This window comes from Bacillus sp. FSL W7-1582 (assembly GCF_038593325.1).
GTDB lineage: Bacteria > Bacillota > Bacilli > Bacillales > Bacillaceae > Bacillus > Bacillus altitudinis.
On the sequence record NZ_CP151987.1, the window covers coordinates 567,675 to 581,377 of the forward strand.

The 13,703-nt window shown below is 40.1% G+C and carries 13 protein-coding genes; 10 read left to right on the plus strand and 3 right to left on the minus strand.

The genetic code is table 11. The annotated features are described in order from the left end of the window. The first annotated feature begins 74 nt into the window (after positions 1-74). The 5 genes from NSQ11_RS02815 to NSQ11_RS02835 all read left to right on the plus strand — a co-directional run bounded on the left by NSQ11_RS02815 (position 75) and on the right by NSQ11_RS02835 (position 4,648). Positions 75-653 (plus strand): TetR/AcrR family transcriptional regulator, encoded by a 579-nt coding sequence (locus tag NSQ11_RS02815; protein ID WP_017358454.1) that lies wholly within the window; start codon positions 75-77, stop codon positions 651-653. Between the two features lie 72 nt (positions 654-725). Next, positions 726-2,165, plus strand: a complete 1,440-nt coding sequence (locus NSQ11_RS02820) for a DHA2 family efflux MFS transporter permease subunit (RefSeq protein WP_008346741.1) — start codon at positions 726-728, stop codon at positions 2,163-2,165. Positions 2,166-2,354: 189 nt separating this feature from the next. After that, a complete protein-coding gene (locus NSQ11_RS02825; protein WP_048001240.1) occupies positions 2,355-3,248 on the plus strand; it encodes an alpha/beta hydrolase in 894 nt (297 codons plus the stop codon). 149 nt (positions 3,249-3,397) lie between these two features. After that, positions 3,398-3,775: an MmcQ/YjbR family DNA-binding protein gene (locus NSQ11_RS02830; protein ID WP_048001239.1), complete on the plus strand. Its 378-nt coding sequence runs from the start codon at positions 3,398-3,400 to the stop codon at positions 3,773-3,775. A 111-nt stretch (positions 3,776-3,886) separates the two neighbouring features. Continuing rightward, a complete protein-coding gene (locus NSQ11_RS02835) occupies positions 3,887-4,648 on the plus strand; it encodes an SDR family NAD(P)-dependent oxidoreductase (RefSeq protein ID WP_048001238.1) in 762 nt (253 codons plus the stop codon). A gap of 120 nt (positions 4,649-4,768) precedes the next feature. Here NSQ11_RS02835 and NSQ11_RS02840 read toward each other — a convergent pair whose 3' ends face one another. Next, positions 4,769-5,341: a UPF0715 family protein gene (locus tag NSQ11_RS02840; protein ID WP_048001237.1), complete on the minus strand. Its 573-nt coding sequence runs from the start codon at positions 5,339-5,341 to the stop codon at positions 4,769-4,771. A gap of 25 nt (positions 5,342-5,366) precedes the next feature. Here NSQ11_RS02840 and NSQ11_RS02845 point away from each other — a divergent pair, with 25 nt between their 5' ends. Continuing rightward, positions 5,367-6,515, plus strand: coding sequence for a type II asparaginase (locus tag NSQ11_RS02845; RefSeq protein ID WP_046527098.1), 1,149 nt, complete (start codon positions 5,367-5,369; stop codon positions 6,513-6,515). A 34-nt stretch (positions 6,516-6,549) separates the two neighbouring features. On the opposite strand, the gene NSQ11_RS02850 is transcribed toward NSQ11_RS02845, so the two are convergent. Together NSQ11_RS02850 and NSQ11_RS02855 are read right to left on the minus strand one after the other, a co-directional pair. After that, positions 6,550-7,443 (minus strand): alpha/beta hydrolase, encoded by an 894-nt coding sequence (locus tag NSQ11_RS02850; protein ID WP_052320377.1) that lies wholly within the window; start codon positions 7,441-7,443, stop codon positions 6,550-6,552. Positions 7,444-7,499: 56 nt separating this feature from the next. Continuing rightward, the gene (locus NSQ11_RS02855) at positions 7,500-7,952 is read right to left on the minus strand and encodes a MarR family transcriptional regulator (protein WP_007496431.1); all 453 of its coding nucleotides are present in this window, start codon (positions 7,950-7,952) and stop codon (positions 7,500-7,502) included. Positions 7,953-8,273: 321 nt separating this feature from the next. On the opposite strand from NSQ11_RS02855, the gene NSQ11_RS02860 reads away from it, so the two are divergent. The 4 genes from NSQ11_RS02860 to NSQ11_RS02875 all read left to right on the plus strand — a co-directional run bounded on the left by NSQ11_RS02860 (position 8,274) and on the right by NSQ11_RS02875 (position 13,606). Further along, complete coding sequence (locus tag NSQ11_RS02860; protein ID WP_017358446.1) at positions 8,274-8,879, plus strand: TetR/AcrR family transcriptional regulator; 606 nt, start codon at positions 8,274-8,276, stop codon at positions 8,877-8,879. 31 nt (positions 8,880-8,910) lie between these two features. After that, entirely contained in the window at positions 8,911-10,107 is a 1,197-nt protein-coding gene (locus tag NSQ11_RS02865; protein WP_017358445.1) for an MFS transporter, read from the plus strand. A gap of 140 nt (positions 10,108-10,247) precedes the next feature. Continuing rightward, entirely contained in the window at positions 10,248-11,279 is a 1,032-nt protein-coding gene (locus tag NSQ11_RS02870) for an acyltransferase family protein (RefSeq protein WP_017358444.1), read from the plus strand. 149 nt (positions 11,280-11,428) lie between these two features. Then, positions 11,429-13,606, plus strand: a complete 2,178-nt coding sequence (locus tag NSQ11_RS02875) for an MMPL family transporter (RefSeq protein WP_342501252.1) — start codon at positions 11,429-11,431, stop codon at positions 13,604-13,606. Positions 13,607-13,703: the final 97 nt, after the last annotated feature.

Consider the following 13,703-nt stretch of genomic DNA (forward strand, 5'->3'; position numbering starts at 1 on the left):
TGAAACCTAAAGAGCCTTGAATCAAAACATACAAATAGATGTGATGTGGATGAAGCTAGAGAAGGTGAGGTAGCATGGAAAAGGATATTGGAAAGGAAATTGAAGAGGTCGCTTTCTCTTTGTTTCAAGAGTTTGGTGTAGAGAATGTCAGCATGCATAAAATCGCAAAAACAGCTGGTGTTGGTCAAGGAACCCTTTACCGCCGCTATGCAAATAAAAGTGATTTGTGTCTCTCTATTCTTGGTGAGAGATTTGAACAGCTGATCCCTGCTTTGCATCTTTACTTAAATAAAATCAGTGATCAGCCGGTTCAAGATCGTTTGCAATATGTTCTCGAGGAGATCCATCTCATCGTTGGTCATCACTTAGACTGGATCCGGATGCTGACGATCTCTGGAAATTTAGAGCAGACAAGTAAAGTATATGATTGTCATTACAGTCAATCACTCAAACAAATCATTCGTGATTTGCTTGAGGAAGCGAAAATAAAAGGAGAAGCGAACATACAAGATATTGAGTTGACGACATTATGTATGTCCTCTCCAATGACGCCTGAACTCATGTTTTATATTCATGAATCCGGCTACTCAATCGAAAAAATTGCACAATTCGCTGCGGAAAAACAAATTTTATCTGTTTTTCAACGACAATGAAGTGGCTCATTTCTGACTAGCCTGACTTCCTAAGATTGCTTAATATTGAAAAAGAAAAGGAGCCAACTTAATATGAACAAACAGCAAACAGCAGCTTCCGACATTCGAACGCTGCCCATTATTATTTCATTTATCACAGCTGGATTTATTGGACTGTTTAGTGAAACGGCACTCAACATGGCGCTGAGAAGTTTAACATTAGACTTTGGTATTGAAGCAACGACTGCTCAGTGGCTTACAACCGGCTATTTATTAACACTAGGGATTCTTGTTCCAATTTCAGGCCTCATTCTTCAATGGTTTACAACAAGACAGCTTTTCATTACCTCACTGGTCTTTTCGATCATCGGTACATTTATTGCGGCCGTTGCACCTGTCTTCAGTATTTTAATGGTGGCACGTGTGGTGCAGGCAGTAGGAACAGCCTTGCTTCTTCCATTGATGTTTAATACGATTTTGGTTATCATTCCGCCTCATAAAAGAGGTAGATCAATGGGGATTATCGGTCTTGTCATTATGTTTGCCCCAGCAGTTGGTCCAACGGTCTCTGGTCTCATTCTTAAATCGTTAACATGGCATTGGATTTTTTGGATTTCGCTTCCGTTATTAGTTGCTGCACTCGTATTTGGGTATATTTTTATGCAAAATATTACGGAACCCACAAGACCGAAAATCGACATTTTATCGATTGTGCTATCAACCATCGGTTTCGGTGGAATTGTGTATGGCTTTAGCAGTGCCGGTGAAGGCGGCGGCTGGAGCAGTATGCATGTGATTGTGGCGATTGTTGTAGGTGTCATTGGCATTCTTGTGTTCTCCCTAAGACAGTTAAACATGAAAGAACCGATGTTGAATTTAAGCCCATTTAAATATCCAATGTTTGTGATCGGGTTACTTCTGATCTTAGTGTGTATGATGGTGATGCTGTCTGCTATGATGATTTTGCCATTATATCTGCAAACGTCCTTGGCACTGTCTACATTTACAGCAGGTTTAATGCTATTACCAGGTGGAATTATCAATGGACTGCTATCGCCAATCATGGGTGGGCTTTTTGATAAATTTGGACCGAAGTGGCTTGTCATCCCAGGCCTTGTCATCGTTGCAGCGACCATGTTTGGCTTCACGAACTTAAGTGTGAATACGTCCATCGGTTATATCGTGACGCTTCATATTACGTTAATGATAGGAATTGCGATGATCATGATGCCTGCCCAAACAAATGGATTGAATCAGCTGCCGCCAGAGCTATATCCGCACGGTACAGCGATTATGAATACATTGCAGCAAGTATCAGGAGCGATTGGGACTGCAGTTGGTATCTCGATCCTTTCATCAGGAGCTCGCAGCTTTATGGAAAATGTGGCTGATCCCGCAAATCCAGTCAATCAGCTGCTCGCCTTTACAAATGGCGTCCAGCATGCCTTTATCTTTGCTGTCATTATGACAGTGATTGGCTTGGTGATTGCTTTCTTTATTAAACGAGTGAAAGTAGAACAACAAGTATCATAATATATGAAAAGCACTGAGGACTTAGCGCCGCAGTGCTTTTTTTATTTATTCATAGGGGGAATGTTTGTTTCAAAGGAGCTGAAAATGGGGAGATAGATAAAAAGCAACGACTCTCTGACGACATTGAAGGAAAAGGCGAAATTCGTAACGAATGGATAGAGATAAAAGAATAAGATAGGAGCTGAGATCATGAACTTAGACGAACAAATCAAAATGGCTGAGTCATTACGTCAACCAGCTGAAGATTCATTAGCTGGCCAATCAGAACTAAAGCCAGTCCACCCTCCTGAAGTGAACAAAATGGAATATGATATCTCAACGGGTGCTGGTGAAACAAAGGTGTGGGTATTTAAACCTGTGAAAACATTGAAACAACCCCTTCCTGTTTTCGTGAATTTGCATGGGGGCGGTTTTATCCTTGGAAGTGCTGAAATGGATAATCATTGGTGTCCGGTCATAGCAGATCGTGCGGAGTGTATCGTCGTCAATGTGGAGTATCAGCTGGCACCGGAGCACCCTTTCCCGGCCGCTCTTCATGAATGCTACGATGTGATGAAATGGTTATATGAACATCCTGAAGAACTACAAATAGACCCAAATCGATTAGCCATTGGCGGACATAGTGCAGGTGGGAATTTGGCAACAGCGGTTTGTTTGCTTGATATCCAAAAAGGGAACAAACTTCCGATTGTCTATCAAGTGCTTGATTATCCGCCGCTTGATTTGGCTACTGATCCAGCACAAAAGCCAGCGTTTGAAGAAGCAATTCCAGTGGAAATGGCGAGACTGTTTAATGCCTTCTACCTGCAAGGTCAAGATCCGCACAATCCGCTCGTTTCTCCAGTCTTTGCAGAGAGAGAAGTGTTAGCACAAATGCCCCCAGCTCTTGTTATCACAGCTGAGAAGGATTCACTAGCTGAAGAAGCTGAGCATTATGCGGACAAGTTAAAAGAAGCAGGGGTAGATGTCACATACAAACAATTTAAAGGAGTCCCTCATGCGTTCACTCATGCCGGAGACTTAGAGATAGCTGAAGAGGCTTGGCATCTGATGAGCGATCAGCTTAAGAAGGCGTTTGAATAAGAAATATTCGGATATCAGTAAAAAGCACAGACTTTTTTTCTGTGCTTTTTTTGTGTTCTTGCTGACGTCTTGAAAAGAAGTGTAGATACAACAATCGCAGTAGTCGATATAATAGTAAGATAGAAGACATCTAAAAAGGAGCTAATAGAATGAAAAAAGAGACACTACAGGCATTTTGTCTTTCTTTACAAGGAGCAACCCACGACTATCAACCTGAGTGGCAGGCAGATCGTTATCATATAGGTGGAAAGATGTTCGCCATGATGGGGGGAGACGTCGATCGCAAGCCAGTTATCACTTTAAAATGTGATCCGCAACGTGCTGAAGAATTAAGAGAAATGCATGAAGGAATTATTCCCGGCTATTACATGAATAAGACGCATTGGAATTCTATTTATCTTGATGCAGATATTCCATCTTCATTTGTCGAAGAGCTAATTGAACATTCCTATCAACTGGTTTTTCACAAATTAACAAAAAAAGCTCAGCAGGCTATCCTCCAACATAATTCAAAAGAAACCGATTAAATGCTGAACGTTCAGTTGTTCATGTCTCTTTGAATCTCTTCAAAATTGACTAGAGTCACATGCTCTCGCTATACTTTAAACAGCTAGAAGATACGAATAGGGGGATATACAATGGGCTATACAGTCATTACAGGGGCAAGTTCAGGTATTGGATATGAAACGGCTTTGGTCTTTGCAGCAAGAGGAAAAAATCTGATCTTAGCTGCACGCCGGCTTGATAAACTCCAAGAACTGAAAGAAAAGATTCTAGAAACATATCCCGATATTCAAGTGAAAGTCCAGTCTGTTGATTTAACAGACAGAGAGCAAGTGTATTCTTTCTATGAGTCATTAGCTGGTGATGAGCTGGATACGTTCATTAATAATGCTGGGTTTGGCCATTTTGGTTCAATAGGAGAGCAGGATGTGAAAAAAATCGGGGACATGCTTCATCTCAATATTGAAGCGTTAACAATTTTATCCACTCTGTATGTCCGTGATTATGAGCAAAAAGAGGGGACGCAGCTAATCAATATCTCTTCAAGAGCGGGTTATACCGTCGTCGGAAATGCTGTCACTTATTCAGCAACGAAATTTTATGTGAGCGCCTTTACAGAAGGGCTGGCCCTAGAATTGAAAGAAAAAGGAGCCAAATTACAGGCAAAAGTATTAGCGCCTGCTGCGACAGAGTCGGAATTTGCAAAGCGTTCATTAGATGTCGATCAATTCGAATATGAAGGCACTATCAAGAAATATCACACATCAAAAGAAATGGCAGCGTGCTTGCTTGAACTTTACGACAGTTCAAAAACAGTTGGTATCGTTGATGGGAAGACATTTGATTTTGAATTGAAGGACCCCATTTTTTCACACGCTGGCACAAGCATGAAATAAAAAGTTCCAATCACTGAGGATAGATTCTCTTAGTGATCAGCAGGTCACCGAGCTGAAAGATGTCTTGGATAATGTGGAGCACTGTCAACACATACTAGAATAGATAAAAACACCTACACATTAGGTGTTTTTTTTATGCATTCTTTGATGAATGAAAGAATCGCAGGTCCAGTAGATGAGACTGCTGACAATTATGATCGGGAGGGATGTTGAGCTCTCAATTCCATCCATAACAAAAAGCATGACAATCATTGCTATCAGTAAGTAAGCCGCTAAATAAAGAGGATGAAAAGCCTTGGGCTGTAAAGAAAACAACAACTGTAAAGGTACCGCAAAGATGAAATAATAAACAAAAAAGATGGGAGTGTAAAACATCATAAACGCAGGCTCGCCCTGAATCGGTGGATATAAACATACGAACAAGCTGAGTAAAATGGAACTGAAGAATAGTGTGAGTAGGATTTTGTAAAATGGTTGAACGGAACGCACTGTATGTACTCCTTTTTTGTAAGATTTCCTATATTTTATCATAAATGGGTCGAGAACAATTTCTGAAGTCAATTTAGGTATTAAGATATAAATAAATTTTGATAATAGTGTCCTTTTTCCTTTATTTGGTTCTGTGACTTTCACCTCATGCTGATGAATGAAGGAATGGTATAAAGTAAACCCTATAGACAGATAATTATTCATCACATTTAAGAAAAGAGATGATCTTATGAACGTAACAAAATGGTTTGGTGCTGCCCTTCTTACTGTTTCACTATTGGTGACCGCAGCTTGTGCGAACGATAGCACTCAAGAGAATAATCAAAGTAATCAAGAAAGCACTACCAGTGAAACAAAAGAAAAAAACACGGCTGTTGAGACAGGGAACAAGTCTTTATCCAATATTAAGGTGCTGGCAACAGGCGGAACGATTGCCGGTAGTTCAGACAGTAATACAGATACGACTGGATATAAATCTGGTGCACTTGGAATCGATAAAGTCATTGCTTCCGTACCACAGCTGAAGGATATTGCAAATGTCACGGGTGAGCAAGTAGCGAACGTCGGCAGTGAAAATGTGGATAACGCTCTGCTTTTAAAATTAGCGAAACGAGTCAATCAGCTTTTAAATGATGATCAAGTGGATGGCATTGTGGTGACACATGGTACAGATACATTAGAAGAAACGGCCTATTTTTTACATTTGGTTGTAAAAAGTGATAAGCCAGTGGTGGTTGTGGGTTCCATGAGGCCAGCATCTGCCATTAGTGCGGATGGCCCGCTTAACTTGTATCATGCAGTGAAAATTGCTTCGACAAAAGAAGCCAAAGGCAAAGGTGTAATGGTGACATTAAATGACCGAATTGCCTCTGCTCGCTTTATTACGAAGACAAATACCACCACAACCGATTCGTTCAAGTCTCTTGAGCAAGGGTACATTGGAGAAGTGGCGGGTGAAGTTGTCTCTTTTTATAACGAACCGACAAGAAAACATACAACTGACAGTGAATTCGATATTTCAAAGCTAAAAGAACTGCCGCAAGTGGATATCTTATACGGCTATCAAAATGATCAAAAGTATGTGTATGATGCTGCGGTTAAAGAAGGAGCGAAGGGCATTGTCGTTGCCGCCGCAGGAAATGGAACGATGTCAACAGAAGCGATCAATGGGGCAACAGATGCTGTGAAAAAAGACGTGGTGATTGTGAGGTCAAGCCGTGCAGGAAATGGCATTGTCACACATGAAAAAATGGATGATGAACATCATTTTGTCTCATCGGATTCATTAAATCCACAAAAAGCACGCATTCTACTCATGCTGGCTCTGACGAAAACAAAAGATCCAGATAAAATTCAATCCTATTACGAGCAGTATTAAAAAGAAAAAGACCCGACGTATCATTGGGTCTTTTTTATATGTGTACCTGATGTTCAGCCCGTTTTTTTAAAGAGAGTAAAATGTCTCTCCAAACATCATCTATATCAGTCAGAAAATGTCCTGCTTGCTCGATATAGTGCGTTTTGGCGTTTGGAATGTTGGGAGCCATTCTTTCTATCTCTGCAAAAGGGGCCATCTGATCCTCTTTTCCATGCCAGACATCCACAGGGATTTGTATATCTTTCATATCGAATTTCCATGACCGTGAGAGTAAATCTGGTTCATGAATACATTCATCAACCGATTGACGAGTAGCTTCGTATAAATGCCGCATCATCAGCTCCAGTTGCTCATCGGTTTGAAGAAATTGCCGATCCGATGGATGTAAATGTTTGTTCCCTTTTTTCGTTAGTTTCTTGAATTTCTCTGGTTTCTTTTCAATTAGTTTTTTTTGAGCGCGATAACTTGCCTTTAAGAGCCAAGGCATTCTTTTACTGAGGAAAAAGGCAATCTTGTTCTCCTTTAGCATACTTTTAGGCGGTTTACCATCCTGAAATGGGGTGGTACTTGAGACGAGAGCAGCTGAAAGAATGCGGTCTGGCAATTGATAGGCACAACCAGCAGCGAATGCCCCGCCTCCAGAGACACCAATCACTGAAAAATGGGAGATGTCAAGATGATCGGCCACTTCCTGTACGTCTTTTGCCCAGTCTAAAATAGTGCGGTTCGGTTGCGGATCAGATAAACCAAAACCAGGTCTGTCTAAAGAAATAAGACGAATGCCAAGCTCTTTTGAGATTGGATCATCATCTAAAAACATCACTCTCGATCCAGGTGTCCCATGAAAAAAGAATACTGGGAATCCTTCAAGATCACCGTATTGAGACAAACCAATATGACGTCCATCTTGCAAATGAATCCTGTCCATTTGATCATCCCTTTCATCGTTTATCTAACTTACATATTCATGCATGAAACGCCGGGTTAAGGCGTTTCTTTCGCAATTTGATAGATTTTTTCGTAAAGCGATAATAATGTTTTTAGATCTTCTTTTGAAAGCTGGGCATAGTATTTTTGAATAAGATGCAGCTGAATTTTTTCAATATCTTTATGATAGTCATGGCCCTTTTGAGCAAAATCAACAATGATTTCTCTACGGTTATGTGGATTAATCTCTCTTTTCACATATCCAAGCTGTTCAAGCTTTGATATGAGCTGGCTAGCGGCACTAGATGAAATGGAGAAATAATCAGCCAGTTCATTGATTGTTCTCGTCTTCGACCGCAGCAATTCAAGGGTCAGTTCTTGTTTGCTTGTTAAATCTGCATACTCATTTTTTAAGAATCGTTGATACTCTTCTACATAGATAGAACCTAGTGCGTTTGAGTACTCAATGATTTTTTTGCTGTAATGAATGATATCCTCATCCAATGACATCACCTCTTTTCTCCTATATTATATGCGATCTTAATATTTAAGTGAAGTTAAATGTTAAGGAAAATTAAATAAAAAGAGAATAGACTTGATGAGAAAATGACCTCTATCTCCACTTTTCATCAACAATGGACAAAGAATACTTCCTGTTTGGTGATGGCAAAAATGATCGTTTTGTTTGTTTTCACTTAGATTTACTCCTTTGGAAGTCGGGACTTTTTCATTGAATTATGGGCGATCTCCATTTATAATAAAAAAATAAACCAACTGGTCGGTTTTATTTGTCCGTGTGAAGAAAAGCAAGGTAGAAGGGATTGTTCATAGATGACAAGTGCACAGAGCGGGGCTGGAAAAAGTGAAAAGACGAAGCAGAAAATTGTCACCGCTTCACGTGATTTATTTGCGAAAAAAGGATATTCGGAAACATCCGTGCGAGATATTCTAGAGGCGGCTGAGATTAGTAAAGGCAACCTCTATCATCATTTTAAAGGAAAAGAGTTTTTGTTCCTTCATATTATGGAAGAGGATCATCGATTCATGATGGAGACGTGGCATGAAGAGAAACAAACGCTGCACCGGGCCATTGATAAGCTCGCAGGGTTTGCAGAGCTACTTAGTCAAATGGGGATTAACTATCCTTTAATGAGAGCAAGTGAAGAATTCTGTGCCAGTGCATTTACATCAGATGAAGTCATGGAGCGGCTGAACAAGATTGATGTAGACTTTGATGATGTGATGAGAGACATCCTGCTTGAAGGAAACGAAGATGGCAGCTGGTCGATTCAGCATGTTGAATCAAAAGTGAAAATATTACTTTCTGTATTCTATGGATTAGACGTGTTATATAAAAATGACACGATGCAGCAGAAAAAGGAATTACAAAAAGAGGCGATCTCATTGTTTATTCACGGAATCAACCATCATGAGTAACAAGTGAGTCAGTAAAGGGGAAACAAACATCATGCAAAAACCGATTCGTGAGCAAAAAGCCGTACTTGTTATTTTATTAAGTAATATATTTATTGCGTTTTTAGGTATCGGTCTGATTATACCTGTCATGCCGCTCTTTATGAATGTCATGCATTTAACGGGCAGTACGATGGGATATCTTGTGGCGGCGTTTGCCGTTGCACAGCTTATCGCATCACCTATTGCGGGAAGATGGGTAGACCGATACGGAAGAAAGATCATGATTGTGTCAGGCCTTTTTCTATTTGCGTTATCAGAACTCGTTTTTGGCTTAGGAACACACGTATATGTTCTGTATTTTGCAAGGGTTCTTGGCGGTATTAGTGCAGCATTTATCATGCCGGCTGTCACCGCTTATGTCGCCGATATCACGACTGTTCAAGAAAGATCAAAGGCAATGGGGTATGTATCCGCTGCTATTAGTACCGGATTTATCATCGGCCCAGGAATTGGCGGATTTATTGCAGAATATGGCGTTCGCCTGCCGTTTTTCTTTGCAGCAGGGATTGCATTTATTGCTGTGATTTCATCTATGTTTATGCTGAAGGAACCATTAACAAAAGAAGAGCGAGAGAAACAAATGGATCAAGTGAAAGAATCGACCTTCTTTAAAGACTTGAAAAAATCGATTCATCCAAGCTATCTCATTGCTTTCATCATTGTCTTTGTGCTGGCGTTTGGACTATCTGCATATGAAACGGTCTTTAGCTTGTTTACAAATCACAAGTTTGGATTTGGTCCGAAGGATATTGCGATTATCATTACCGTCAGTTCAATTGTAGCCGTCATCATCCAAGTCCTCGTGTTTGGTAAAATGGTGAATGCGCTTGGGGAGAAACGAGTTATTCAACTATGCTTGATTGTTGGAGCAGTTCTCGCTTTTGTTTCTACAGTCGTGTCAGGCTTTATGGTTGTGCTGATCGTGACGTGTGTGATTTTCCTTGCGTTCGATTTATTGCGCCCTGCACTCACGACCTTCTTATCAAAAATCGCTGGCAATCAGCAAGGATTTGTCGCAGGGATGAACTCTACCTACACAAGTCTTGGTACGATTTTTGGCCCGGCACTTGGCGGTATTTTATTCGATCAAAATATTCATTTCCCATTCCTGTTTGCAGGTGTTGTCTTATTTCTTGGATTAGGCTTAACCCTTATTTGGAAGGGGAAGGCGACGGTTGAATCTGATTAGATGAGGGGCTCTAACTAGGGCTCTTTTTTTTGTTCCTTTTGGATAGATGATTGAAAAATAATCACAAGGTCCCTGTTGATAAGGTGTTATACATGTTAATCTAATACATGTTTTACCAAAATGCAGGAGGAGGATGTTCAATGCAAATTAAAGAGATTTTTTATATTCGGTGTATCTCGTGTTTGAGTGTTGTGTTCATTCATGCAATAGCCATTTTATCTAGCCCCCATTCATCATCTATTCTTGTAGCACTACTCATGTTCAGTACCCCGAGTTTTATTTTCATTTCTGAGTTTTTATTGGCTCATGCTTATCCGAATGGTACCCCTAAAGGATTTATGTGGAAGAGGGTGAAAGCCATCTTTTTCCCATTTGCTTTTATTGGGATTGTCGATGGTTTCTTGCATTCGGCATCGTTAAATGGAGGGGCAGTTGACTTTTTTAAAAGAGCTTCAGCAAATGTCTTATTAGGGAATTATATTGGTTATTTTGTTCTGATTATTTTTCAATTTTACTTTTTGCACATGTTTTTCCACAAAATGGCTAAGCGTACCTCAGCCAAATGGGTATTGCCGATCTCCTTTATCATCACAGTTGGTTATTTAAGTGTCATGAACCTCGTCAAAATCCCACAACCTCAATTACCTAATCCAATGTTCGGCTTAGAATGGATTCCATTTCCAGGGTGGTTGTTCTATTTTTGTTTAGCCTATTATTGTGGAGCGAATTATCAGCAGTTTATCACAAGACTTCATCGTTTTAAGTATGCCGTGTATGGACTTGTTTTGATTTCAGCAGCGACCCTTCTAAGTAATTCATATGTAGGTTTTTTCGAGTCTTCTTCTAAGAGACCAGACGTTGTTCTTTATACAGTCAGTATTGTCTTCTTATGTTTTCTCTTGTTTTCTAAAGTGAAAAGCGTTCCACCTTTCGTAGCTGTCATTAGTCAATATTCATTCACCATCTATTTGCTTCACGGGTATTTTCTAGGTATCTCTGTGTTACTATGGGGACAATTAAAAGATTATCCATTCTTTGTAGGGACAATCATCATATCAGCACTTGCAATTGCAGGACCTATCCTATTGTCACGGATAGCAAATCATTATAGATATGGCTATATGTTTGTCGGTAAAATCAACAGAACGAGGCGAAAAACAGTCGCTTCATAAACGTTTTAAAGGGGATCTTAAGAAGATGCCCTTTTTTTGTTGCCTAAAAGTACAATGCTTCTTGCCCGAAAGTACAATTTCAATCGACCATCTCATTGCTTAGAATAAAAAGATGAAGTTCACGAAGTTGAAGAAAAAGGAGTAAGTGAATGGCAAAATTTTTATATCATTTAGGAAAAAGTGCTTTTTCTAAGCCGAAACGGATGATTATCGGTTGGTTACTTGTTTTAGTAGCTGTTGTGGCGGCAACAATAGGGACAGGTGTTTCATTTAATGGCGATATGTCGATTCCAGGAACAAAGTCAGAAAAGGCAATGGATCTCTTGGAGAAAAAGTTCCCAGCAGGTGATGATGGCGGGACGATTCGTCTGATCTTTAAAGCACCTAAGGGTGAAACATTAGAAACAAAAAAAGTAAGAAACAAATTGAACGAAACGATCAAAGAAGTCAAAAAGGATAAAGCAGTCAAGCAAGTGACGGATTTATATCAGACATTTGCTATTAGTAAGGATGAGAAAATAGGGTATGCGGATATTACATACCGGGTAAAGGCGGATGAGGTAAAAACATCCTCAAAAGAGAAAGTATTAGATAGTATTAAGATTTCAAGAAAAGCTGGCATCCAAACAGAATTAGGCGGCTCCGTCACATTCTCAGAAATTGAGGTAGGCGGGATTTCGGAAGTCATAGGTATTGTCATGGCCTTCTTTATTTTAGCCTTTACCTTCGCTTCACTATTGATTGCAGGACTACCGATCTTGACGGCTGTCATTGGGTTAATAATCGGCGTGATGGTCATATTAATTACCTCAAATTTTGTTGAGATGTCTGCATTTAGTCTTACATTAGCTGTGATGATTGGACTTGCAGTAGGAATTGATTATGCATTATTTATCATTTCTCGTTATCGACAGTTATTAGCAGAGGGTTACGAATTGAAAGAAGCAGCTGCTAGAGCTGTTGCTACAGCAGGCAGCGCTGTATTGTTTGCAGGTGTTACCGTCGTAATTGCACTATGCGGACTTGTATTAGTCGGTATACCATTTTTAGGCGTTATGGGTCTTGTAGCTGCATTCATGGTACTATCAGTTATGCTTGTGTCTCTCACAATTGTTCCTGCCATACTAGGGATTCTTGGTGATAAAGTAAGCCCTTCAAGAAAGAATAAATGGTTCTCTAAATTACAATTTCAACAAAAAGAAGAAGCTACAGCTTGGGGAAGGTTTATCAAGAAGTATCCAGGTAAGATCATCCTAGGTGTCATTGTATTGACTGGTCTACTCAGTTGGCCAGCACTTCATATGGAGTTGGGTCTTCCTGATAACGGCATGAAGGGGAAGGAAACAACTGAACGTAAGGGCTATGACCTGTTAGCAGAAGGATTTGGTAAAGGGTTTAATGGGCCACTGGTTGTTATCATTGATGCCTCCCATGCAAATAACGCAATGAAATCTATTGAGAAAACAACAAAAGTATTAGAGAAGATGGATGGCATCAAACAAATGGCACCGCCTGTTCCTAATCCATCGGGTAAGTACGCCATGCTGACCATCTTACCGAAAAGCGGTCCGGAAGATAAGGCGACAAAGCAATTAGTCAAAGATATACGAAACGAATCCAGTCAGACTGCTGCAAAGTATGATGCGAAATTACTTGTTACTGGTTCTACGGCAGTTAATATCGATATTTCAGATAGACTCAGTGAAGCGTTACCGAAATTTGCAGGAGTCATTATTGGATTTGCTTTGATTTTGATGATTCTTGTGTTTAGGTCATTCCTTGTTCCATTAAAAGCGGTTTTAGGATTCCTTATGACATTGACCGCTACACTAGGTTTTTCAGTCTTTGTTTTACAGGATGGACACCTTGCGCCATTGTTTGGAATACCAGCAAATGGCCCATTGTTAAACTTTATGCCTGTACTAGTGACAGGAATATTATTTGGTCTTGCAATGGATTATGAGGTCTTTTTAGTCAGTCGAATGAGAGAAGATTTCCTTCAATCAGGTGATGCGAAAAAGTCCGTTGTATCAGGTTTGAAGCATAGTGGAAGAGTAGTGACTGCCGCAGGCTTAATCATGATCCTCGTCTTTGCTAGTTTTATCTTTGCAGATGACTTGATTATCAAAACAATGGGGTTAACGTTGGCATTCGGCGTTCTGTTTGATGCATTTGTCATAAGAATGACTTTTATCCCAGCATGTATGATGCTAATCGGACGAGCTGCTTGGTACTTACCCAAATGGTTTGAAAGCTGGCTTCCACGTATAGACATTGAAGGTGAGTCTATTTCTCAGAAGGATGAGAAAGAAGAGAAGGTGATTTAGTCACTGATAGTCTTACATGGTATGATTGATGATACCGCCATTACCTCGATAAAGGGTGGGCGGTATTTTTTGAGTGAATATGAGGCTCGGATGGTGA

Excerpts from the sequence above, each read along its gene's own strand:
- NSQ11_RS02815 (WP_017358454.1), top strand. The coding sequence starts at position 75 with ATGGAAAAGGATATTGGAAAGGAAATTGAAGAGGTCGCTTTCTCTTTG.
- NSQ11_RS02820 (WP_008346741.1), top strand. The coding sequence starts at position 726 with ATGAACAAACAGCAAACAGCAGCTTCCGACATTCGAACGCTGCCCATT.
- NSQ11_RS02825 (WP_048001240.1), top strand. The coding sequence starts at position 2,355 with ATGAACTTAGACGAACAAATCAAAATGGCTGAGTCATTACGTCAACCA.
- NSQ11_RS02830 (WP_048001239.1), top strand. The coding sequence starts at position 3,398 with ATGAAAAAAGAGACACTACAGGCATTTTGTCTTTCTTTACAAGGAGCA.
- NSQ11_RS02835 (WP_048001238.1), top strand. The coding sequence starts at position 3,887 with ATGGGCTATACAGTCATTACAGGGGCAAGTTCAGGTATTGGATATGAA.
- NSQ11_RS02840 (WP_048001237.1), bottom strand. The coding sequence starts at position 5,341 with ATGAATAATTATCTGTCTATAGGGTTTACTTTATACCATTCCTTCATT.
- NSQ11_RS02845 (WP_046527098.1), top strand. The coding sequence starts at position 5,367 with ATGAACGTAACAAAATGGTTTGGTGCTGCCCTTCTTACTGTTTCACTA.
- NSQ11_RS02850 (WP_052320377.1), bottom strand. The coding sequence starts at position 7,443 with ATGGACAGGATTCATTTGCAAGATGGACGTCATATTGGTTTGTCTCAA.
- NSQ11_RS02855 (WP_007496431.1), bottom strand. The coding sequence starts at position 7,952 with ATGTCATTGGATGAGGATATCATTCATTACAGCAAAAAAATCATTGAG.
- NSQ11_RS02860 (WP_017358446.1), top strand. The coding sequence starts at position 8,274 with ATGACAAGTGCACAGAGCGGGGCTGGAAAAAGTGAAAAGACGAAGCAG.
- NSQ11_RS02865 (WP_017358445.1), top strand. The coding sequence starts at position 8,911 with ATGCAAAAACCGATTCGTGAGCAAAAAGCCGTACTTGTTATTTTATTA.
- NSQ11_RS02870 (WP_017358444.1), top strand. The coding sequence starts at position 10,248 with ATGCAAATTAAAGAGATTTTTTATATTCGGTGTATCTCGTGTTTGAGT.
- NSQ11_RS02875 (WP_342501252.1), top strand. The coding sequence starts at position 11,429 with ATGGCAAAATTTTTATATCATTTAGGAAAAAGTGCTTTTTCTAAGCCG.